Origin of the sequence: Roseateles sp., from assembly GCF_031397715.1 — a bacterium.
Lineage (GTDB): Bacteria > Pseudomonadota > Gammaproteobacteria > Burkholderiales > Burkholderiaceae_C > Paucibacter_A.
On the sequence record NZ_JANNMI010000234.1, the window covers coordinates 1 to 22317 of the forward strand.

A 22317-nucleotide genomic window follows, 5' to 3' on the forward strand; every position below is an offset into this window, starting at 1 on the left:
GTCGAGTTTGTTGTCGGCAAGGACCAGAGCTTCTATTTCCTGGAGATGAATACGCGGCTGCAGGTCGAGCACCCGGTCACCGAATGCATCACCGGCCTGGATCTGGTCGAGCTGATGATTCGCGTCGCCGCCGGTGAGGTACTGCCTTTCACGCAGGCACAGATTCCGCGCCGCGGTTGGGCGATGGAATGCCGCATCAATGCCGAGGATCCGTTCCGCGGTTTCCTGCCGTCGACCGGCCGGCTGGTGCGCTACCTGCCGCCCCTGCAGACCATGGAGGCTGCGATGCCGGTCCCCGAGGGCGGTGGCGTGCGCGTCGACACTGGCGTGGTCGAGGGCGGCGAGATCCCGATGTTCTATGACTCGATGATCGCCAAGTTGATCGTTCACGGTAAGGACCGCGCCGAGGCGATCGCCAAGATGCGCGAGGCGCTGAACGGCTTTGTGATTCGCGGCATCTCCAGCAATATTCCTTTTCAGTCGGCGTTGTTGGCGCATGCGGATTTCCAATCGGGAGACTTCAACACCGGCTTTATCGCCCAGCACTATGCCGCAGGCTTCAGGGCCGAGGACGTGCCGCATGACGACCCGCTGTTCCTGGTCGCGCTGGCCGGTTTCATTCGGCGCAAGGCGCGCGAGCGCGAGGCCGGTATCACCGGTCAGATGCCCGGCCATGAGGTGCGCATCGACCATGACTATGTGGCCTTGGTGTCGGAAGGCTCGGCCGGCCAGCAGACTCGCCACGAGCTGCACATCTCCGAGTTTGTCGGCCATCTGGGCGAGGCGCTGGTGCGGGTCGGTGATAAAAACTTCCGCATCGTCTGCAATTCGCGCCTGAACGACATCCGGCTCACGGGCACGGTCAACGGTGAACCCTTTGTCGCCCAGGCCGAGCGCGGCGCGCCCCGGCAGCCGCTGGCCTACCGGTTGCAGCACAATGGTTACGCCATCGTCGTCAATGTCTTGTCGCCGCGTGCGGCCGAGCTGCAGGCCAAGATGGCGTTCAAGGCGCCGCCTGACACCAGCAAGTTCCTGCTCTCGCCGATGCCTGGTTTGCTGGTGCAGATCGCGACCCAACCCGGTCAGGTGGTGCAGGCGGGCGAACGGCTGGCGGTGATCGAGGCGATGAAGATGGAGAACATCCTGTTGGCCACGCAGGACGTCAAAATCGCCGAGGTGCTGGCCAAAGTAGGCGAAAGCCTGGCGGTGGATCAGCTGATTTTGCGGTTTGAATGATGATGACCACTAACGCCAAACCCTATCGCATCCTCGGTATCCAGCAAATCGCCATCGGCGGGCCGGACAAGCAGGCGCTGCGTCGGCTCTGGGTCGATGTGCTGGGCCTGACGGTCACCGGCAACTTCGTTTCCGAGCGCGAGAACGTCGACGAGGACATCTGCTCAATCGGCACAGGCCCGCACAAGATCGAGGTCGATCTGATGCAGCCGCTGGACCCGGACAAGAAGCCCGCCGTCCACACCACGCCGCTGAATCATGTCGGTCTCTGGGTCGACGATCTGGCCCGGGCGGTCGAGTGGATGACGGCCCACGGTGTGCGCTTCGCACCCGGCGGCATCCGCAAGGGCGCGGCCGGCTTCGATATCTGTTTTATCCACCCCAAGAGCAGCGCCGAATTCCCCGTTGGCGGGGAGGGCGTGCTGATCGAGCTGGTGCAGGCGCCGGCCGAGGTGATCGCGGCGCTGGGCGGAGCCGTTGGCAATTGAGCCGCGCACCCAGCCACGCCGAGATTGCCGCTTTTTTGGCCGCAAATTTACCGCAAACCAAGTGCACGGTCGAAGCCGTGTCCTCAACCGGCACGGCCACCGTCCGGCACCCGGTGGGCAGCGCCGAGTTGCGCCCCGGCGGCACGGTGTCGGGGCCGGTGCTGATGACGGTCGCCGATGTGGCCCTGTATGTGGCCTTGCTGGGCCAAATCGGCATCAAGCCGCTGGCTGTCACGACCAGCCTGAATATCAACTTTTTGCGCAAACCGGCCGCCGACAAAGACATCCTGGGGGTGTGCCGGATGAAGAAAGTCGGCCGCACGCTGGCCGTCGGCGAAGTGGATCTGTTCTCCGACGGCGATCCCGAACCTGTTGCGCATGCGGTGGGAACTTACGCGATCCCGCGCGCTTGAGCAGGCAATGGCCGACAGCTGACCTCGCTTGGCTTTACAAAAACTCTTGCCGGATGTCGACCGACGACTCGACCCCGACCTTGGCGCCATGCTGCTCCAGCCAAGCCAGCGCCTGCTGCCGCCCGGCGTCGCGCAGCTCGGTCAGATAGGGCCAGGCGGTGTCAATCTTGCTTTCCACCGCTTGCGCTGCCATCAGCTCGTCGCAGCGGATCGAGTGGATGCGCATGCGGCGGGCGTCCTCGGGCTGCAGCTTGCCGCGGTCGATCAGGCCGGTGACAAAAGCGATCGCGCGCATCTCACGCATCAGCGAGGAGTTGAAGCTGATCTCATTGACGCGGTTGGCGATTGCTGCCGAGCTGCGCGGCACGCCTTGGCGCAGGATGGGGTTGACATGAACGATCAACACATCCGCCGCCACGCTCTCATAAATCAGCGGGAAGATCGCCGGGTTGCCCATATAGCCGCCGTCCCAGAAATACTCGCCGCCAATCTCAACCGCCTGAAACAGCGTCGGCAAACAGGCGCTTGCCAGCACCGCGTCGACGCTGATCTCGGCCCCGCTGAAGACGCGGATCTTGCCGGTCTCGACATTGGTGGCACTCAGGAACAGCTTGATGGGCGAGCCTCGCCGCAAGGCCTCGAAGTCGATTTGGTTTTGCACGATCTGGCGCAGCGGATTCAGGTTCAGCGGGTTGAGCTGATAGGGCGAGAACATCTGCAGCATCGCCGCTGCCCATGCATGCGTTGGTGACCATGCAGCCTGCGCTGATTGCCGAATGCCGTGCATACCGTGCATAAAGGCGTCCAGCCAGGGCGGCTGCAAGGGGTTCAGGCGGCCGGCATCGGCGACGGCGCGCCATAGCTCGCTCAGCGCTTGGCGGGCGCCGTCGCAGCCCGCTTTGCGCAGGCCATCTGCCAAGGCCACCGCATTCAGGCTGCCGGCGCTGGTAGCGCTGACCGCCTCGATCTGCAAGCGCCCGTCCTCCAGCAAGGCATCCAGCACGCCCCAGGTGAAGGCGCCATGCGAGCCGCCGCCTTGCAGGGCAAGATTGATGACGGGGCTGGCACCGGCTGTCATGGTGTCAGTTGCGGTGGCGGTGGCGGACTTGCGTCGATTGGCCATGGTGAATGCTCCCTACGCTGTGTAGGAGTATGCCCGGGTGTGCCCGCCGGGATGCGCAGAAGTTGCTCGTTAAGATGCCGGCACAATCCTGCCGCCCACCCAGATGCCCGAACTTGCCGCCTCCGCTCCGAAAAAATTTGACCCACGCGCCTGGGTCACGCCGGATGATTTGAACGTCGCCCCGAGCTTGCTGGGTCTGCCCCTGGCCACGCCGCGCCAGCGCCTGTTTGCGATGGCTGCGGACCTGGGCTTGTTGGCGCTGGCGATCCAAATGGGCAATTTCTGGCTGCTGTTGGCGGCCGGGCTGGCGCTGTGGCTGTGGTTGCGGCAGCACCGGCCCGAGGTGTTCGGTCAGTCGCGATGGTTATTCGGGCGCAAGGCCGTGACCGGCCCGCGGCCTTGGGGTTGGCTGTGGGTGGCCGTGTTTGCCATCGGCGGCACGGTGCAGGCTTGGCATGATGCGGGCGAACCGCCAGCAGCGCTGCCCGTCGTGAGCGTGGCCTTGCCTGCCGATGCTGCGTCTGCTGCATCTGCTGCCTCCGCGGCGGCTGCCGTGCCCGCAGTCAGCGAGGGCTTTGAGTTCCATGATCCTCAGGCGCGGCGGATTGAACGCCTGGAAGCGCAGCTGGAGCGAGCCCGGGCGCCGCTCTTTTATGCCCTGCATGATGAGTTCAGGTACTGGGTTGACAAGATCGGCCTCAGCTACTTTTGGGGGGCGCTCTATTTCACTCTGCTGCCGCTGCTTTGGCCGGGGCAAACGCCGGGCAAGCGTTTGCTCGGGCTGCAGGTGATGGAGCTGACGGCCAAGCGGCTGACGCCACTGATTTTGTTCAAACGCTTCGGCGGTTATGCGGCCGGCCTGGCCACCGGCGGCAGCGGTTTTGTGCAGCTGATCTGGGACAGCAACCGCCAGGCAATTCAGGACAAGACCGCCCATACGGTGGTCATTGATGCGCGCAGCCAGGCCCGCATGAGCGAGCCGCAACGCTCAGACTCACTCTAAACCCCCCATGCTGCTGATCTGAAAGCGGTTCTTGCCCTCATGCTTGGCGCGGTACATCGCCTGGTCGGCTTGCTGCAGCAACTGGGTCGCATCGATGTCCATGGCTTGGGGGTAGTAGGCGACGCCCAAACTGGCTGAAATCTGCAGGCTCAAACCGTCGTAGTCGACCGGCTCGGCCGCGGCGCTCAAGACGCGCTCCAGCATCGGCTTGCAATCGTTGGGTGTGTGCAGGTCGACCAGCAAGATGATGAACTCGTCCCCGCCCAGGCGGGCCAGCGTGTCGCCCTCGCGCAAGGTCTGCTTGATGTTTTTGGCAATGCCGATCAGCAAGGCGTCACCGCATGCATGGCCGTGCCGGTCATTGATGGTTTTGAAGCCGTCCAAGTCAAGATAGACCAAGGCCAGCATGTCTTTGCGCCGTTTGCATTGCTGCATGCCGTGTTGCAGCCTGTCGTGCAGCAAGAGCCGGTTGGGCAGGCCCGTCAAGGCATCATGGTAGGCGATGCTCTCCAGCCGCGACTCATGTTCTTTGAGGGTGGTGATGTCGGAGAACAGCGACAGGTATTGTTTGACCTGGCCCTGAGCGTCGCGCACCGCGCTGATGGTCTGCATCTCGGCATAGATTTCACCCGATTTGCGGCGGTTCCAGATTTCGCCGGTCCAGCTGCCCTGGTTCAGCAAGGCGCTCCAGAATTCGGCGAAAAATGTTGCGTCATGGCGGCCCGAGCTGAGCAAGCGAGGGTTGCGTCCCAAGACCTCTTCGCGGCTGTAGCCGGTGATCAGGGTGAAGGTTTCGTTGACATCAAGTATGGCGCCGTCCGGGTCGGTAATCAGGATGCCTTCACGGGCGTGAGTAAACACACTGGCGGCCAGTTGCAGCTGCGCTTCGGCTTGTTTGCGCACCGCCACCTCGCGCCTGAGTTCGCCGACCAGGTCCACGGCCATGGCATCGAAATGGGCCGACAGGTCGCCGAATTCATCAACCGTCCGGGTGGCACTGCGCTGGCTCAGATCGCCCTGGGAAATGGCGGCAATGGTGCGGCCAAGATGCTGCAGCGGCTTGAGGACCCGCCGGTTCAGCAGCCACGCCAGCCCGGCCAACATCAACAAGGTCAGCATGGGAATAGCAATGGCCAACTCGCGGGTGTTTTGCTCAAGCCGGCGCCGGCCTTGGTCGGCCTCTTCGCCGCGCCGCTGCACCGAGTCGGCCAAGACCTGCGAGTTCAACAGCAGCTGGTCCAGCAGCAGGCTGCTGCGGCGCTGGCGCAGGTCTTGCTCGGCCGCGTCGTCCAAGGCACCGGCAGGGGGCTTGCTGGCTTCGAGCAACTGCGCGAACAACTGGTCCAGCAGCGCGGCGCTGCTGAGCGACTCGACCGACGTCAGGCTATTGCTTTGCAGCCCCGTGACGATCTGGGCATGCAGGGTGCGCCATTGCTGCGCCGTCCTGGCCTCGCCGTGTTGCGCATATTCGTGGGCCAGCACCAGCAGCGCCGACACCTGCTGCGAGCTTTTGCGGGCTTGCTGCTCAGTGCGCGCCAGCTCGGCGCTCTCGGTGGCCAGGCGGCTGATGCCGACGCCCAGGCCCAGGGTCAGCAGCAGCGCGCCGGACATAAAAGAGATCAGCAGGCCACGGATGCGCATGGGCTATTCGATCAGGCCCACACCACTGGGCAAGGCCTTGCGCAGCGGTTTGGCATAGATCAGGTCCAGGTAGTTAGGCAGGGCGGCGCCCTTGACATAGTCCTTGGCCAGCCCACCTTGGCGGGCCCAGCGAGATTCGGCCTCCATGCTGGACAGCAGCCATTGGTCGAGGTTGAGCCGGTAGTGGTTGTCGGCCCAGATCCAGTCGACGAAGGCTTGATCAAGTTTGAGGCGCTCGCGCAGCAGCGTTTGCGCCTGGGCGGGTTGGGTGGCGATGAAGCGTGCCGCCCGGTCCAGGGCGCGCAAGAGCTTCTCAAGCTCGTCGTCACGCCGACCCAACAAGTGCTTGGCCGCGATCAGATTGAAGCTCAGCCAATAGCTGCCGACCGTCGGCAAGATGCTGCTGCCGGGCACCGCCTGCAAAAGTTTGAAGGGCAGCGGCTCCCAAATCGCGACCGCGTCGACCGCAGCGCTTTTCAATGAATCGGCCATCGCCTCCGGCTGCACATGAATGATTTTTACGTCTTTGGGATCGACGCCGCTGGCCAGCAAGCTGAGCTCCAGCATGTAGTGGCTGGAGGTGCCCAAAACGGTGCCAATGCACCTGCCTTTGAGGTCCTTGATCTGCTTGATGCCGGTGTTCGGGCGCAACACCAGCTTGCTGTTGTTGCTGCCGCTGACGAAGCTGGCCAGCACGGCGAACTGCGGCGGGCTGAAGCTGTTGAACATCACCACCACTTCGGAGACGGTCGCCAGATCGGCCTTGCCTTCGTTGAGCAGCTGCAGCGCACGGTGCCCGCCGACAACTTCTTGCAGCTGCAGCTGCAGGCCTTCGGCGGCAAAGTAGCCTTGGCTTTCGGCCACAAAAATCGGTAGCGCCAACGGCGTCATCGAAATCACCATGCGCAGCGGTTCGGCGGCGTTGAGCGGCGCCAGACACAGCGCCAGCAGCAGGCCGCAAACCCAGTTGCGGCTCAGGCTTGCTAGACGTCGTGTGCTGCCGGCTTCAATACTCGTCATAAACCCGCCTTGGCTTGCCTATGGGTCTATTTTGGCATGGCAGGCTTGGCTGGACTTGCAAAGCGTCCCTAGGGGTCAGGTGTTGCCAGCTTGCTGCGCACCAAGTCCACATGTTGGCGCAGGGTGTAGACGCGGTCGCTGAAGTCGAGCGGAAAGCGGGTGGACTGAATGTCCTGCTCAATGCGGCTCAGGCGCTCTAAGGCGTGCTGGCGCTCGGGCGCGCTCAAGGCGCGGGTCATCAACTCTTGCTCCAAGAATTTCAGCTCGCCGTAATGCCGGTACAAACGCCGGCTCTGGCGCCACACCCGTAGCCAGGGCAACAGGCGCAGCATCGGCAGCAGCAGGGCCAGCAAAGGCAAGATCAGCAAGGCCATGCGTTGCACCAAATTGGCCAGCCAGAAGGGCAGATAGGTTTGTAAAAAAGGCCGGCCGTTCTTGAAGTAACGCGCCGATTCGTCGGACAAGGGAAAGTCCGTGCCTTGCGGGCTGGGGAATTCACCCGGCCGCGCCAGCAAGCTGGGTGTACGGTGAACCTGGCGCGCGGCCTCCAGCAGCAAATAGGCCAGCGCCGGGTGCAAATCTTCCTGCACGACCAGATTGGTGGTGGTGGACAGCAGGGTGATGTCGTCGGCCGGGCGGTCGAGCAGCGGGCTGACCGAACCGCGTTTCAGGACCACGGTTTGAAAGTAGGGCAGGCGCCGCGCCAGACCTTCCGCCTGGACCAGCGAGGCCAGGCTTAGGCCGTCGCTGGCCAGCAGTTTTTGCACCGCCGGCGCCTGCACCGACGCCACCAGAATAAAGGCGTCGATCGCCTGATTTATCAGCAGGTCGGCGGCCGACAAGCCGCCCACCGTCAGCAGCTCGGTGCCACCCAGTGGCTCAAGCTGCGCGCCCAGCAAACCGTAGTTCCCCAGCAGCTCCAGCGCAATGGTCTGATTGCCGCTGCCGGCCACGCCCACGGCCACGCGCCGCCCGCGCAGGGCGCCCAGGCCGGCCGACAGCTTTGGCTCACGCGAAAAAATCCAGACCGGCTCATGCCCAATGGTGGCCAGCGAGCGCAGCGGCGTGGCCTGGGCCCAGTCGTCGTCCACGGCTTCAAAATTCGCCGTCCGGGTATGGGCGGCCGTGGCCATTGGCCCCAAGCCCCCTTGCACAAAGCCGACATCGGCCGCGCCCGCTTGCAAGCGCGCCAGATTCTCCACCGAGCCGGTCGAGTTGCTCAGCGTCAGCGCAACGCCGTGCAGTTTCAGCAAGGCCTGGTACTTGAGGCCGAACTGGTGATAAGCGCCGTCTGCGCTGCCGGTCGTCATCACCAGGGTTCTGGGCGGCGTGGGGCTCATTTTTTTCGCCACCAGCCAAAAGCTGATGAAGGACGCGATGGCGAGCAAAGCGAGCAAGCCCCAAAAAACGAGTCCGCCCTTGTCGTGCTTGCGTGGCATGGGGTGGCTTGGCAGCTTGGGCGTGGCGTCAATCACGTTGGTAGTCGGGCAGCGGTGCGCCGCAATGGCGGCAATAGTGCGAGTCGACCTGCAGGCCTTCGCGCAGGCAGGCATGGCAGGTGCGGGTGGTCGGTGCGGCGGCTTCACCGATGCGCTGGGCCGCCATTTCGGCCGTCATGATGCCGGTCGGCACGGCCAACACCCCCCAGCCCAGCAGCATCATGACGGAGGCAATCGCGCGGCCCAGATCGGTCTTCGGGGTGATGTCACCGAAGCCCACCGTCGTCACCGTGGAGATCGCCCAGTAGACGCTGACCGGGATGCTGGTGAAGCCGTTCTCGGGCCCTTCGACCACATACATCACCGTGCCCATGATCAGCACAATCATCAACACCGCCGACAAAAACACCAAGATCTTGCTGGCGCTGGCGCGCAGCGCACGCCCCAAGCCCAGGTAAGCGTTCACGTAGTTGTTGAGTTTGAGTATCCTGAAAACCCGCAGCAGGCGCAGCACCCGGATGTCAACCAAGGCATACAGATCGGGGAAAAAGAAGGCCAGATAAATCGGCAACACGGCCAGCAGGTCGACGATGCCAAAAAAGCTGGTGGCATAGCGCAGCGGCCGGCGTACGCAGGCCAGCCGCAGCAGATACTCCAGCGTGAAGAGGGCGGTGAAGGCATATTCCGCCCAGGTCAGCCAGGTCTTGTGCGCCGCTCTGAAACTGGCCACGCTCTCCAGCATCACCAAGGCCAAGCTGAGCAATACGGCCGCGATCAAGGCCAGATCGAAGCGCCGCCCGGCCCGGGTGTCGGCCTCAAAGATGATGGTGTAGGCCCGCAGCCGCCAGCCCTGCAAGGGGCGGCCGAACTCGGCCACGCCTGCGGACTTTGCCGATCTTGCCGGCTGCGCTCTGGTCGTCGTCGAATCACTCATGGGTGTGAAGCGTAACCGAGCAAGCGTGTAAGTCCAGGGATGGAAGGCGGTTTCGCGGGGATCAAGTGCGTGGCGTCGGCGCGCCCCCAGCAGTAGGATCAGCTTGAGTCTTCCCTGACTCAACGGCCTCACCCCCAAGTTCGAGCAAGGAGCCGCCATGAAGTTCTGGAGCCGCTCAAAGGTCAGCCTGCTGCTGTGTCTTAGCCTTTTTCTACCTCTGACTCTGTTCGGCTGTGCCACCGCACCACCGCCGCCGGTGCCGGTGCAACTTTTTCATGATGGCTTGTTCAAGCCGGCGGCGCAGGACTTGGCTGCCGAGCAGGTGTTCGCTTTCAGCCCGGCGATGCAGGCCTATCTGGACTTCGGCATGCGCGCGCAACTGCGCAGCAAAGGCAGCCGCCAGGGGCTGTTGGATGCGCTGTACAACAAGAGCGCCTTGCAGCTCGAGTACGACACGGGCGACACCCGCAGCGCCGCCCAAGCCTTCGCTGACCGGCGCGGCAACTGTTTGTCCTTGGTCATCATGACGGCGGCCTTTGCCAAGCAGCTGGGCCTGCCGGTGCGCTATCAAAGCGTCTATGTGGATGAGCTATGGAGTCGCAGCGGGGATCTGTATCTTCTGAACGGGCATGTCAATTTGAGCCTCGGCCCCAGCCTGTCGGAAGGCCGCGATTCGGCCGGCGACAGCCGCATGTTGACGGTGGACTTCATGCGCTTGCCGCCGGGCAGCCGCCAGCGCGTGCAGGTGATTGAAGAGCACACCATCGTGGCGATGTTCATGAACAACCGTGCGGCCGAGAATCTGCAGGCTGGCCAGATTGACGCGGCCTATTGGTGGGCCCGCGCCGCGCTGCAGTCCGACCCCAAAATGCTGGCCGCCTACAACACGCTGGGCGTGATCTACCGTCGTCATGGAGATCTGGGCTTGGCCGAGCCGGCGCTGCGCCATGTCCTGGCCCAAGAGCCCGGCAACACCCAAGCGATGTCGAATCTGGTGCTGCTGCTGAAGGAGTTGGGGCGGGAGGCCGAAGCGACGCAATGGGCACAGCAGCTCGCGCAGCTGCAACCTTATCCGCCCTTCCGGTTCTTTGACTTGGGGCAGGCGGCGATGAAGGCGGGCGACTACGCAGCGGCCAGCGACTGGTTCAGCAAGGAAATTGCGCGGTCGGCCTATGTGCACGAGTTCCATTTCTGGTTGGCGCTGGCGAATTACGGTCTGGGCGACTTGGGTGCAGCGCGCCGCCAAATGAACCTGGCGCTGGAAAACAGCACGACCCAGCAAGACCGGCTGCTTTACACCAGCAAACTGGACCTGTTGAAGCAGCACCGAATGCCGTTGAGGTAAGACGTCACTGTAGGCGTCAATTCAACGCTGCCAGCCCATGCCGGGCGCGTGCGCGGGCACAGGCCTCATCACCGATGCCCAGCGGTGCGCGCAGCCCGAACTCGCGGCACGGCGCCGGCCGCCATTCATAGATGCCGCAGCCGGCTTGCACGCCCACCGTGCCGACCAAGGCCGCGCAGCGCGGCGCCAGATGGTCGGTACCGCGCATCCGGCTCAGGCGGGCGTTCAACTCGACCGTGAGGCCGTCGGGCACGCAGCCGCCTTGGCTTTGCAGCTCTTGGGCGGCGAAATCGACCCGGAAACTGGCGCAGCAGGCGCCGCAACTCAAGCAGGGGTTGGCGGACATATCAGTTGGCCCGCGCCACTTCGCGCACCACGGTCACGGTGCAGGCCGACTGCGTCACCACCTCGGCCGACACGCTGCCCAGGTAGCGTCGCAAGGTCGAGGCCCGGCGCGCGCCCATGACAATGTGATCGCAACCGCTCTTGGCCGCGAACTCGAGGATGGCGGCGGCGGCGTCGGGCGCTTCCAGCACATGAAAGGTCAGCCGTCCATCGCCTAACTCCAATGCCCGGCTGATCGGTCGCGCCCAATGCTTGAGTCCGATCAGCTGTTTGACATGCACGCTCTTGCCCTCCTTGTCGGTCAAGGCGTCCATGCCGATGCGCTGCGTTTTCATCACGCTGACGCAGGCCAGCCGGGCGCCCGGCTCGGCCTGCACGATGCGGCGCACGGTTTCGCCGAGCTTTTCCAACAGGGCGGGTGTGGCGTGTTGGATATCGACGGCCGCCATGATGATGGGGCTGCGCGCCAGATGGGCGGCCACGCTGACTTGGGCCGAGGGCTCGGCACCGAGGGCAAAAAACCAGCGCTTCAAACGTTTCAACAGGCCGCTGCTGCTGATCTTCTCGCTGCGCTTGGTCAGCGGCACACCCTCGGGGTGCTGCAAATCTAGCGCCAATTGCGCCGCGCTTTGATAGCGGCGCTCGGCCTTGACCTCCAGGCAATGCAGCACGATCTCTTGAAACCAGGGCGGCAAATCAGGGTCGATGGCACGCGGCGGCACCGGCTCGACATACAAGCGTCGGCGCAGACCCCGTACGGACGAGGGCTGGCCAAACGGGCGCTCGCCGGTAGCCAGGTGGTACAGCATCACGCCCAGCGCGAACAGGTCGCTGCGCGGGTCGTTACGCACAAACTGCACCTGCTCGGGCGACATATAGGGCCCGGTGCCCATCGGCAGCGAGAACTCCTCCTCCAGCAAGTCAGGCAAATGATCATGGCGGGACAGGCCAAAGTCGACCAGCACCGCCGTACCGTCGGGGCGAAACATGATGTTGCTGGGCTTGACGTCCAGATGGACGACATGCTGCAGGTGCAGGTCCTGCAGGGCCAGCGCCACCTTGATGCCGATCTCGACCACCTCGTCCAGGGGCAGCGGTGCCTCGTCAAAGCGGGGCCGCAGCGATGCCCCGCCAATCTGTTCCATCACGATATAGGCCTGGCGCGTCCAGTCGCCGCGGGCCACAAACTTGGGCACATGCGGGCCCTTCAAGGCCGGCATCAGCATCTGCTCGGTCTCGAAGCCGACTATTGTTGCGGGGTCCTCGCCGCCCTTGATGCGCGGCACTTTCATGATCAGCGGGAAGGGCTCAAAGGCCAGCGGCTCGACCCGGGTCACGCGCCACAAATTCGCCATGCCGCCCTGATGCAGGCGCTCCTCCAGGCGGAAGCCGTCCAGCACCAGCCCGGGCTCGAGGATGCCAATCGGTGGGAACAGGGTAGTGGCTGCGCCGAACGTGGACTCAGCGCTCATGCTATTGCCCCGTCAGCAGGCGCTCGGCCAAACGCTCAGCCAGGGCTGGTGGCAGATCGGAGGCGCGCACGCTGGCGGCCGCACCTTCGACGTCATAGGGCACACGCTGGAAGCTCAGCTCGCTACTGCGGCTGTCGAAAACGGCATAGCAGGCCGCCGGGTTGCCGTCGCGCGGCTGGCCGCACGAGCCGGGAATCACCAGCCATTGCCGATTCGGCAGCAAGGGAATGGCGATGCCGGGGGTCGGGGTGAACTCGCCGGCCTTGCCGGTGCCCGAGAGGTGATACAGCATCGGCTCATGCATATGCCCGCAAAAAGTGAAGCGGCAGGTCGTCGCATGCAGGCTGCGCATCGCCTCCAAACGCCCCTGCACATAGGCCCAGCCGCTGGGGTCGAAGGCATTGGCATGCACGAACAGGCGGTCTTCCACGGTCACGCTGAGCGGCAGCTGGTCGAGAAAGGCCAGCTGTTCGGCGTTCAACCGAGCGTGCGTCCATTCGATGGCGGCGCGGGCCTCCTCGCGCATGCTCGGCGCCTCGCCCTTGACGACCGCCGCGTCGTGGTTGCCCAGCACCGCGACGGCGCCCTGCGCTACCAGCTCGCGCACCTTATCGACGACCCAGCCGGGGTCGCCGCCATAGCCGACGAAGTCCCCCAACAAGGCGTAATCAGTAACGCCCTGGCTCTGCGCATGCTCGAGCACCGCGGAGAAGGCTTGGGCGTTGGCGTGCAAATCGGTGATGAGTGCAATTTTCATGACCGGATCAGCATGCCATGCTTGGCTGACGGCTACGGTACAGCGGGGAAAAAATATTGATGCAGCCTTACTCGCCGCACAGCAGGCGCATGCGGCGTTCGCCCAGCGCGAAGGCCTCGTCGGTTTCGGCATTCAACAACATGGCTTTGGCCTGATCGCAAGCGCTGGCGGTTTCCACGGCAGCGGCCTGGGCCGGGGGTCGCGCCGGCGCGGGCGCGGGTGCCGGTGTCGCTGCGCGCGCAGGTGGCGGGTTGCAGCGGGCATCATCAACCAAGCGGATATTGCTGAACTGGCCCTGCTCAACGGCAACGCAATCGCCGACCCGTTTGCCGGCCTGGTCCGACACGATGCGGGTGGTGGTGGTGCCGCCGACCAGCACCGTGTATTCAAACGCCTGTGTGCGGCCGGCCATATTGCCAATGCCGCGACCGGCCGCGGCGCCGCCGACCGTGCGCAGCGCCCGGTTGCTGCCCGACTGGCCGCTGCCGCTGGCCAGGCCGACACCGCCGCCGACCAGCGTGCCGACGGTTTGCGCTGAGCCACTGTTGACTTGGGTGGCGGTGACGTTGGTGATGCGCCCGTACTGAACGCGTGACTGCGCTTCGACGGCGTTGTGGCTGAAGCTGAGTGCGAGCAGAGCTGCCGCTGCCGAGCTGTAAGCGATTGGTGTCATCGGTGAACTCCTAAAAAGGTTAGGGTAGGAACGATTTGACTTCACACAGAGTAAGCGCGTCAGGCCACGCCGGCTTTGAGCGGCGCCCAGTATACGGGCCGAGTTCTGGCCGAGCAGGGGTTTTTCCCTGCCCCTCGGCGAGCCCGCGCGGGCCTGCCAATGATTTAGTATTCGCGGCGGTTCTGCCTTCAGTTAAGGAGTTGGTGCATGAGCGGTTTGACCTTTGGATCTGCAGGGCCCACGCTGCTCAAAACGATCGCCATAGGCTGGGCAGCGGCCAGCCTGTCGGCGCTGGCCGCACCGACCGAGGGCGGGCTGTATATAGCCGGGGCCGGCTTCAGCTTTCAGACCGCCGCCAAGCGGGCGCTGTCGCAAAACCCGGGTGGGCGACGTTTCTTTTTGTTGGCTCTGCCGCCCGAAACCGCGGCCCTCAAGTCCGCCGCCAATGCCAACCTGACCAGCCTGCGCGGACGTGTGCTGGCCGGCAACGGCGTGCTGCTGGTGTGCCAGCGGGATGTCGACAAGGGCCGGGTCAGCTTGGCCCAGCTGGTGCCGGGCGTGGTGGCGGTCAGGGGCTGGCCGCCGGCAGGCAGCACGGAGCTGCAACATGGCGAACGCTATTTCGCCGCTGAAACCCCGGCCAATTTGCCGGCCGACAATGTGGCCCTGCGCCAGCTGCGCTCGACTTGCTCTTGAGTAAGTTCGCGGCGCCTTAAAATTCAGCTCACTTCAAGTCAGGCGCAGGCCGCAAGCTTGACCCCACCGCCATTTGCGCCGCCGTCGGCGCCAGGAAATCTCATATGTATTCAGCCGTCATCAGCGGTACCGGCCTTTATCAACCGCCGCACGTCATCAGCAATGCCGAACTGGTGTTGGCCTTCAATGCCTATGCCGACTTGCAGAACGCCGAGCACGCTGACGCGATCAAAGCCGGCGAGCGGGTCGCCCTCACTCATTCCAGCGTCGAATTCATCGAAAAAGCCTCCGGCATCAAACAGCGTTATGTGATCGAGAAGGCCGGCGTGCTGGACCCGACCCGCATGTACCCACGCTTCACCGAGCGGGCCGACGACGAGTTGTCGCTGATGGCCGAAATCGGCGTCGACGCTTGCCGCAAAGCCTTGGCGGCGGCCGGCAAACAGGCCAGCGATGTGGACGCGATCTTCTGCGCCAGCGCCAATATGCAGCGCGCCTACCCGGCGATGGCGGTGGAGATTCAGGCCGCCCTGGGCGCCGGCGGTTACGGCTTTGATATGAATGTGGCCTGCTCCTCGGCCACTTTTGCGCTGGAGCAGGCCTTCAACGCGGTGCGCTCGGGCGCCAGCCAATGCGTGCTGGTCGTCAACCCCGAGATCACCTCGGCCCATCTGGAATGGCGTGACCGCGACTGCCATTTCATCTTCGGTGATGTCTGCACCGCGATCGTGGTCGAGCGGGCCGATAACGCCACGGCGGCCGACCAATGGGCAATTGTCAGCACCAAGCTGGCGACGCAGTTCTCCAACAATATCCGCAATAACTTTGGCTTCATGAACCGCGCCGAAGACAGCGACCCGCTGGCGCGCGACAAGACCTTCCGCCAAGAGGGCCGCAAGGTGTTCAAGGAAGTGGTGCCAATTGCCGCTGCGCACATTGAAGCGCATCTGGCAGCCGCCGCCGCCGTGCCCGCCGATGTGCGGCGTTACTGGTTGCACCAGGCCAATCTGGGCATGAATCAGCTGGTGATCAAAAAACTCATCGGCGAGACCGGCGCGACAGCGGGTTCTGACGTCGCGCCGCTGATTCTGGACACCTATGCCAACACCGCCTCGGCCGGCTCCATCATCGCGTTCCACGAGCACCGCGCCGATTTGAAGGCCGGCGACCTGGGCGTCATCTGCTCCTTCGGCGCCGGCTACTCGGTCGGCAGCGTGCTGGTGCGTAAGCTCTAAAAAGCAGGCGCCGACGCCGGCAGGCTGGGCGCGGCGTCCAGGCCCAAGGTCCTGATGCCTGCTTCGCCGGCGAATTCCTCAAAGCTCCAGTCGCCATGGTCCTGCACCAGGCCATCTCCGGCCAAGAGCTCGCGCACCGGCTGATTCTTCAACGCGACCGCCATGAAGTCGATCCAGACCGGCAGCGCCAGGCCGCCGCCGGTTTCTCGGTCGCCCAGGCCGCGCGGCTGGTCATAGCCTATCCAGACCACGGCCACCAGGCCGGGCTGAAAGCCGGCAAACCAGGCGTCGACCGCGTCATTGCTGGTGCCGGTCTTACCGTACAGGTCGGGGCGGCGCAACTGCGCCTGAGCGCGCGCGGCCGTGCCGCTGCGTGTCACTTCCTGCAGCAAGCTGCTGGTCAAAAAGGCATTGCGCTCGGAGATGGCGCGGTTTTCTTCGCTGCGGCTCGGCTCGGCGGCTTGAAAGACCACGGCGCCTTTGTTGTCGATGATCTTGGTGATCAGCTGCGGCGCCAGCAGGTGGCCGCCATTGGCAAACACCGCGTAAGCGCTGGCCAGCTGCATCGGTGTGACGCTGCCCGAGCCGAGGGCCAGAGTCAGATCCTCGGGCTGACGCTCGGGCTCAAAGCCGAAGCGGGCCGCCCAGTCGCGCGCCTTGGCCGGGCCCAGCAACTCCAGCAAGCGAATCGTCACCATGTTTTTCGAGCGCGCCAGCGCCTGGCGCACCGTCATCGGACCATCAAACTGCCCGTCGTAATTCTTCGGCGCCCAGTCACCGAACACCAGCGGTGCGTCGTTGACGAGGGTGCTCGGCGTGACGCCTTGCTCAAGTGCGGCCGAGTAGACAAAGGGTTTGAAGCTGGAGCCGGGCTGGCGCCAGGCCTGGGTGACATGGTTGAACTGGTTCTTGGCAAAGTCAAAACCGCCCACCAGCGCATGGACGTGGCCGTTACTAGGCTCCAAAGCCACCAAAGCGCCCTCGGCCTCGGGGGCCTGCACGATGAGCCAGGCGCCCTTGGGCTCGGCCTTGGTCGGCGCGCCGCGCAACACCCGGATGATGGCGCCGGGGCGGATTCGCAAGCTGTCTTTGGCCTTGGGGGATAGGGCCGCTTGCAGGCCGCGCAGGCCGTCTCCAGCCAGCACCAAGTCCTCACCGCTTTGCAGGCTGGCCATCACCTTGCCGGGGCTGACCTGGGTCACCACCGCCGCGCGCAGCTCGTCGTTGTCCGGGTGCTCGGCCAGCGCCTGGGTGATGGCGGCGTCTAGTTTGGCAAGCTCTTGCGGCAGGTCGACGAAGCCTTCGGGCCCGCGGTAGGGCTTGCGCCGCTCCAGGTCCATCAGGCTGCGGCGCAAGGCCTTGTAGGCGGCCGCCTGCTCGGTCGATATCAGCGTGGTGTAGACCTTCAGGCCCAAGGTGTAGGTCTCCTCGCCATAGCGGGCGTGCACGACCTGACGCGCCATTTCGGCGGCAAATTCGGCATGCAAGCGCGGGTCTTGTGCGCTGCGTATATGCAAGCTCTCGGCCTTGGCGGCCTGGGCTTGCTCGGGTGTGATCAGCGCCAGTTCCTGCATGCGGTTCAAGACCACCTGCTGGCGTTTGCGGGCGCGCTCAAAGTTGACGATCGGGTTGGCATAGGCCGGGTTGGGCGGCAAGCCCGCCAGCATCGCGGTCTCGGCCAGCGACAAGTCCTTCAGCGGTTTCGCAAAATAGGCGTTCGCCGCCGCCTCGAAGCCATAGGCGCGCTGGCCCAGATAAATCTGGTTCATATAGATCTCAAGAATCTCGCGCTTGCTCAACTGGCCCTCCATCTTCAAGGCCAGCAGCACCTCAACGAACTTGCGCGAATAGATCTTCTTCTTGGTCAGGTAGAAGGTGCGGGCGAGCTGCTGGGTGATGGTGGAACCACCCTGGCTGCGCGGCTGCAGCAGATTGGCCAGCGCGGCCCGCGCGATGCCGGTGTAGTAGAGGCCGCCATGCTCGTAGAACTTGTGGTCTTCGACCGCCAGCAGCGCGTCTTGCATCAGCTGCGGGATCTGATCCAGGGTCTGAAAATTGCGCCGCTCGGCACCGAACTCGCCGATCTGCACGCCGTCGGCGGTGAACACCCGCAGCGGCTGCTTGGGCCGGTAGTCGCTCAGCTCGTCAATAGCGGGCAGGGTGGGGTAGACAAAGGCGGCGGCCATGGCCAGCAGCAATAGCAGCAGGCCGGCAGCCGCGGCGCCATAGATCAGCAATTTCTTCAAGGACGGTGCGCGCGGTTCAAGCGGGCTCAATGGCAAAGCTGGGATTATGGCGGCGGCCGCCGGGGCCATCGGCGCCGTCGCATTTGCGCCAGCTCAAACCCGCAGCGCCCTGTTTGGTGCAAGCTGGATGCCTTGAATTGAGCAAAAGGGCGGCCCTGCAGCAGGGCCAGAAGGTGTTCAAACGCTGGGCGCCGCTGACGCCGCGCGACTACCGCAATCGCTTTGGAATGCCGGTGTAAACCAGACTGGCCTCAATGCACGCCGCTGCCCAGATAAGCGGCTTTCACGGCCGGATCGTCGCGCAGCTGGTGCGCCGGGCCATGCACCGAGATACGGCCATTTTCCAGCACATAACCGTAATCGGCCACGGCCAGCGCGGCGGCGGCGAACTGTTCCACCAGCAGCATGGTCACGCCTTCGCTCTTGAGTCGGGCAATGATCTTGAAGACCTCTTCCACCAGCACCGGTGCCAGACCCATGGACGGCTCGTCCAGCAGCAGCACCTCGGGGTTGAGCATGACCGCACGGGCCATCGCCAGCATCTGCTGCTCACCGCCCGAGAGCGTGCCGGCCAGTTGCGTGCGGCGCTCCTTCAGGCGGGGGAAGAGCTCCATCGCCCGCTCCAGGTCGCGTTTGACATCCCCCCGCGGGCGCGCGCCGGTGATGCGCGGGAAGGCGCCGAGCAAGAGGTTGTCGGCCACACTCATGGTCGCGAACACGCGCCGGCCTTCCGGTGAGTGGGCCAGCCCCTTGCGGGCGATGTAGAAGGATTCGAGGCCGCCGATCGCTTGGCCGTTGAGGCTGATGTCGCCGCTGCTCGGCGCGATCATGCCGGAGATGGCGCGCATGGTGGTGGTTTTGCCGGCGCCGTTGGAGCCGATCAGCGTCACCACCTGGCCCTTGGGCACCGTGATGCTGATGCCTTGCAGCACTTCGACCTTGCCGTAGCCGGCATGCAGATTGGTAATTTGGAGCATTTTGGCTTTTCCGGTTAGACGGATTCGGCGCCGAGGTAGGCCTCGATCACTTTGGGGTCGTTGCACACGGCGGCGGGGCTGCCTTCGGCGATCTTCTGGCCGAAGTCGAGCACGCTGACGGTGTCGCAGATGGACATCACCACATCCATATGGTGTTCGATCAGGATCACCGTGATGCATTGCGCCTTGATCTTTTCGATGATGGCGATCAGCTCTTTGATGTCCGGCGCGGTCAGGCCGGCGGCGGGCTCATCCAGCAGCAGCAATTGCGGATCGAGCGCCAGCGCGCGTGCAATCTCCAGCAGCCGTTGTTTGCCGTAGGGCAGGTTGCGCGCTTCTTCCTGGGCGAGATCGCTCAGGCCGACAAAGCGCAGCAGCGCCATGGCGCGCGCGCTGGCCTGCGCATGCTCGCGCCGATAACGCGGCAACTGCAGCGCCACATCCAGCAAATTACTGTTGAAGCTGTGGTGCAGACCGACCATCACATTGTTGAGCGCCGTCATTTCGCCAAACAGCTGCACGTTCTGGAAGGTGCGGGCAATGCCGCTGAGCGCGATGTCGGCCGGCGTGCGCCCGTTGACCGCGCGGCCGCAGAAGGCGACCTTGCCTGCCGTGGGCTCATAAATGCCGGTCAGCACATTCATCATCGTGCTCTTGCCCGAACCGTTCGGCCCGATCAGGCCGTGTACGGTGGCGCGCTGTACCCGCAGGTCAACCTGATTGAGTGCCTTCAGGCCACCGAACTGCATCAGCACGCCCTCGGCCACCAGCAGCTCGGCGGGTGTGTCTGCCTGGGCGCGCATCAATGCGTTCTCGCCCGCAGCCGTGTCCGCGGCCAGCGCAGCGGCGTCGTGCGCCGGCTTGATACCGAGTGCTTGACGCACGAAGCCGACGATACCGTCCTGCAGGTAGTAGACGACGAACAGCGTGATCACGCCGAACACCGACAGCCGCCATTCCGTCATGCCTTGCAGCACGAAAGACACACCGGCCAAGGCGATGCTGCCGAGCACCGGCACGGCCATCCGCTGCCAAGTGCTGCGGCCCTTGACCAGCAGCACGACGGCGCCGACCAGCATCAGCAGCGCCAAACCGACCGCGCCGATGCGAAACCACGCCAGGTCGTCCAGCAGCTTGGGCAACAGCACGATGATGGCGGCACCCAGCAGCGAGCCGACGCGGCTCTTGCGCCCCCCCATGATGACCGCGAGCAAGAACATCACGGTCAACTCGAAGTTATAGGTGTTGGGGCTGATGTACTGCTCGGAGTAGGCATACAGCGCGCCGCTCAAGCCCGCCAGGCCGGCGCTGATGACAAAGGCGTAGACCTTGTAGCGGTAGACCGACACGCCCATGCAGTCCGATGCCACCGGGCTGCCGCGCAAGGCCTCGAAGGCGCGCCCCAGATGCGAGCGCAGCACGCGGTGCACGAACACCAGCGACAGCACCAGCATCGCGGCGACCACCCAGAAGAATTCGACCTCATCCAATTTGTGACCGAACAGCGCCGGCTTGGCGAGCTTGATGCCCATCGGCCCTTCGGTCAAGAAGCTCATTTCATTGATGAGGATCTGGATGATGGTGCCAAAGGCCAGCGTCACCATCGCCAGATAGGGCCCGGAGACGCGCAGTGCCGGCAAGGCCAGCAAGGCGCCAAACAAGGCGGTCACCGCGATCGACGCCGGCAGCGTGACCCACAGCGAGGCGCCCAGTTGGAACACCAGCACGCCGGCCGTGTAGGCACCGATGCCGAACAAGCCGGCATGGCCCAGTGAGACCTGGCCGGTGTAGCCGACCACGATGTCCAGGCCGAACAGCACGATGGCGTAGATCAGAATCGTCTCGACCAGGTGGACGTAGTAGGGGTTGTGCACCACCAGCGGGAAGGCTGCCAGCGCCAGCACGGCCAGCACGCCGAGCACCCAGGGGCCGAGGACGTTAGGGCCAACCTTGCGCGCGGCAGCGTTGGCTGCGACGGCGGTGTCAGGGGTGCTCATGTGATTGATCGGGGTCTGCATACAAGCTCCTTAAACCTTCTTGATGGCGGTCTTGCCGAACAGGCCGGCCGGTTTGATGGCCAGCACCATCAGCAGCAGCAACAGGCCCGGCACATCCTTGTAGCCGGTGGAGAGGTAGTAGCCGGTGCAGGTCTCGGCGATGCCCAGGATCAGCCCGCCGACGACGATGCCCATGCCGCTGTTGAGCCCGCCGATGATGGCCACCGCAAAGGCCTTCAGCCCGAGCACGGCACCCATGGTGGCGCCGGTCAGCGTCAGTGGCGCGATCAACATGCCGGCGAAGGCGGCGGTCAGCGAAGACAAGGCGTAGGAAAAGGTGATGACGAGGCCGGTGTTGATGCCCATCAGCTTGGCCGCGTCGCGGTCATTGAAGGTCGCCACCACGGCCTTGCCGTAGATCGAGCGGCGGTTGAATACCTCCACCGACAACATCAGGGCGAGGGCGCCGAACACGACCAGCAGCTCCATCGGCAAGACATTGGCACCCAAGAGTTGAATCGGCGCTTCGGGCAGCGGGGAAGGGAATCTCAAATCATCGCGACCCCAGACGTTTTCGGCCACGTTCTTGAAGATGATGCCGAGCGCGATGGTGGACATGATCCAGCCGAACTCGCTCTTGATCTTGATCGCCGGGCGCACGCCGATGCGCTCGACGAACATGCCCTGCACGGCGCCAAACAGGCACACCACCGGCAGCGCCAGCCAGTAGTTCAGCCCCACCACGGTGACCAGGGTGAGGCCCACCAGTGCCCCCAGCATCAGCGCGTCGCCTTGGCCGAAGTTGAGCGTGTCCGAGGTGGCGAAGGTGAGTTGGTAGCCGAAGGCAATGACGGCGTAAATCATGCCAAGGGCAATGCCGCTGAAGACGAGTTGGGTCAGAATTTGCATGGGTGCGCTCCGGCGCGCCGCCAGGGGCGGCGCGCGAGGGTTCAATCAAAAAAGGGCTGCCGAGGCCGCAAGGCCCCGGTAAAAGCAAGCCGTACAGGCTTACTTCTTGACCAAAGCGCCCTTGGCGTTGGCGTCCTTCAGGCGCACTTCCGAGGCCCTCTTGAAGTCCTCCGGGTAGGCGTAGACGACGCGCTGGCCCTTGACCTCACCGAACACCGGGATGTTGGGCGTGATGGCCTCGTGATCCTTGGCGCTCGACGAACATGCCCTGCACGGCGCCAAACAGGCACACCACCGGCAGCGCCAGCCAGTAGTTCAGCCCCACCACGGTGACCAGGGTGAGGCCCACCAGTGCCCCCAGCATCAGC

Annotated in this window: 20 protein-coding genes and 2 pseudogenes; 7 read left to right on the forward strand and 15 right to left on the reverse strand. The window is 64.4% G+C overall.

Features of this window, described 5'->3' with window-relative positions; translation table 11 throughout:
• The 3 genes from RMO57_RS10075 to RMO57_RS10085 form a co-directional block, all read left to right on the forward strand.
• Positions 1-1236 (forward strand): biotin/lipoyl-containing protein (locus RMO57_RS10075; protein WP_310386238.1); only part of this gene is annotated, 1236 nt, incomplete at its 5' end.
• 2 nt (positions 1237-1238) lie between these two features.
• Positions 1239-1724, forward strand: a complete 486-nt coding sequence (locus RMO57_RS10080) for a VOC family protein (protein WP_310386272.1) — start codon at positions 1239-1241, stop codon at positions 1722-1724.
• Positions 1721-2137 (forward strand): PaaI family thioesterase, encoded by a 417-nt coding sequence (locus RMO57_RS10085; protein WP_310386240.1) that lies wholly within the window; start codon positions 1721-1723, stop codon positions 2135-2137. Before RMO57_RS10080 ends, RMO57_RS10085 begins: the two co-directional genes overlap by 4 nt.
• 34 nt (positions 2138-2171) lie before the next feature.
• Here the strand turns inward: RMO57_RS10085 and RMO57_RS10090 are convergent, their stop codons facing one another.
• Positions 2172-3215, reverse strand: a complete 1044-nt coding sequence (locus RMO57_RS10090; RefSeq protein ID WP_310386273.1) for a patatin-like phospholipase family protein — start codon at positions 3213-3215, stop codon at positions 2172-2174.
• Between the two features lie 148 nt (positions 3216-3363).
• Here RMO57_RS10090 and RMO57_RS10095 point away from each other — a divergent pair, with 148 nt between their 5' ends.
• Positions 3364-4263 (forward strand): RDD family protein, encoded by a 900-nt coding sequence (locus tag RMO57_RS10095; RefSeq protein WP_310386242.1) that lies wholly within the window; start codon positions 3364-3366, stop codon positions 4261-4263.
• On the opposite strand, the gene RMO57_RS10100 is transcribed toward RMO57_RS10095, so the two are convergent.
• From RMO57_RS10100 to RMO57_RS10115, 4 genes are all read right to left on the reverse strand, one after another.
• Positions 4255-5904 (reverse strand): diguanylate cyclase domain-containing protein, encoded by a 1650-nt coding sequence (locus RMO57_RS10100; RefSeq protein WP_310386244.1) that lies wholly within the window; start codon positions 5902-5904, stop codon positions 4255-4257. The two genes, RMO57_RS10095 and RMO57_RS10100, sit on opposite strands and share 9 nt — an antisense overlap.
• Positions 5905-5907: 3 nt before the next feature.
• The gene (locus RMO57_RS10105) at positions 5908-6924 is read right to left on the reverse strand and encodes an ABC transporter substrate-binding protein (protein ID WP_310386246.1); all 1017 of its coding nucleotides are present in this window, start codon (positions 6922-6924) and stop codon (positions 5908-5910) included.
• A 68-nt stretch (positions 6925-6992) separates the two neighbouring features.
• Positions 6993-8363 carry a TAXI family TRAP transporter solute-binding subunit gene (locus RMO57_RS10110; protein WP_310386247.1) on the reverse strand — a complete coding sequence of 457 codons (1371 nt, stop codon included), beginning with the start codon at positions 8361-8363 and terminating at the stop codon, positions 6993-6995.
• 28 nt (positions 8364-8391) lie between these two features.
• Entirely contained in the window at positions 8392-9297 is a 906-nt protein-coding gene (locus RMO57_RS10115) for an ion transporter (protein ID WP_310386248.1), read from the reverse strand.
• A 157-nt stretch (positions 9298-9454) separates the two neighbouring features.
• Here RMO57_RS10115 and RMO57_RS10120 point away from each other — a divergent pair, with 157 nt between their 5' ends.
• Positions 9455-10642 carry a tetratricopeptide repeat protein gene (locus RMO57_RS10120; RefSeq protein ID WP_310386250.1) on the forward strand — a complete coding sequence of 396 codons (1188 nt, stop codon included), beginning with the start codon at positions 9455-9457 and terminating at the stop codon, positions 10640-10642.
• Between the two features lie 16 nt (positions 10643-10658).
• Here the strand turns inward: RMO57_RS10120 and RMO57_RS10125 are convergent, their stop codons facing one another.
• The 4 genes from RMO57_RS10125 to RMO57_RS10140 form a co-directional block, all read right to left on the reverse strand.
• Positions 10659-10988 carry a YkgJ family cysteine cluster protein gene (locus RMO57_RS10125; protein WP_310386252.1) on the reverse strand — a complete coding sequence of 110 codons (330 nt, stop codon included), beginning with the start codon at positions 10986-10988 and terminating at the stop codon, positions 10659-10661.
• Between the two features lies 1 nt (position 10989).
• Positions 10990-12459, reverse strand: a complete 1470-nt coding sequence (locus RMO57_RS10130; protein WP_310386254.1) for a bifunctional serine/threonine-protein kinase/universal stress protein — start codon at positions 12457-12459, stop codon at positions 10990-10992.
• A 1-nt stretch (position 12460) separates the two neighbouring features.
• Positions 12461-13216 (reverse strand): metallophosphoesterase family protein, encoded by a 756-nt coding sequence (locus tag RMO57_RS10135; protein WP_310386256.1) that lies wholly within the window; start codon positions 13214-13216, stop codon positions 12461-12463.
• A 67-nt stretch (positions 13217-13283) separates the two neighbouring features.
• Positions 13284-13889, reverse strand: a complete 606-nt coding sequence (locus RMO57_RS10140; RefSeq protein WP_310386258.1) for a hypothetical protein — start codon at positions 13887-13889, stop codon at positions 13284-13286.
• A gap of 207 nt (positions 13890-14096) precedes the next feature.
• Here RMO57_RS10140 and RMO57_RS10145 point away from each other — a divergent pair, with 207 nt between their 5' ends.
• The gene (locus RMO57_RS10145; protein WP_310386260.1) at positions 14097-14585 is read left to right on the forward strand and encodes a hypothetical protein; all 489 of its coding nucleotides are present in this window, start codon (positions 14097-14099) and stop codon (positions 14583-14585) included.
• 104 nt (positions 14586-14689) lie between these two features.
• Positions 14690-15820 (forward strand): beta-ketoacyl-ACP synthase III, encoded by a 1131-nt coding sequence (locus tag RMO57_RS10150; RefSeq protein WP_310386262.1) that lies wholly within the window; start codon positions 14690-14692, stop codon positions 15818-15820.
• Here RMO57_RS10150 and RMO57_RS10155 read toward each other — a convergent pair.
• The 6 genes and pseudogenes from RMO57_RS10155 to RMO57_RS10180 all read right to left on the reverse strand — a co-directional run.
• On the reverse strand, positions 15817-18096 hold the full coding sequence (locus tag RMO57_RS10155; protein WP_310386264.1) for a PBP1A family penicillin-binding protein: 2280 nt from the start codon (positions 18094-18096) through the stop codon (positions 15817-15819). The genes RMO57_RS10150 and RMO57_RS10155 overlap by 4 nt on opposite strands.
• A 221-nt stretch (positions 18097-18317) precedes the next feature.
• The gene (locus RMO57_RS10160; protein ID WP_310386266.1) at positions 18318-19043 is read right to left on the reverse strand and encodes an ABC transporter ATP-binding protein; all 726 of its coding nucleotides are present in this window, start codon (positions 19041-19043) and stop codon (positions 18318-18320) included.
• Between the two features lie 14 nt (positions 19044-19057).
• Positions 19058-21061: a branched-chain amino acid ABC transporter ATP-binding protein/permease gene (locus RMO57_RS10165; RefSeq protein ID WP_310386268.1), complete on the reverse strand. Its 2004-nt coding sequence runs from the start codon at positions 21059-21061 to the stop codon at positions 19058-19060.
• A gap of 9 nt (positions 21062-21070) precedes the next feature.
• Positions 21071-21949, reverse strand: coding sequence for a branched-chain amino acid ABC transporter permease (locus tag RMO57_RS10170; RefSeq protein ID WP_310386270.1), 879 nt, complete (start codon positions 21947-21949; stop codon positions 21071-21073).
• Between the two features lie 99 nt (positions 21950-22048).
• A pseudogene (locus RMO57_RS10175) lies at positions 22049-22195 on the reverse strand (amino acid ABC transporter substrate-binding protein); the annotation flags it as partial.
• Positions 22188-22317, reverse strand: a pseudogene (locus RMO57_RS10180) (branched-chain amino acid ABC transporter permease); the annotation flags it as partial. The pseudogenes RMO57_RS10180 and RMO57_RS10175, both read right to left, overlap by 8 nt.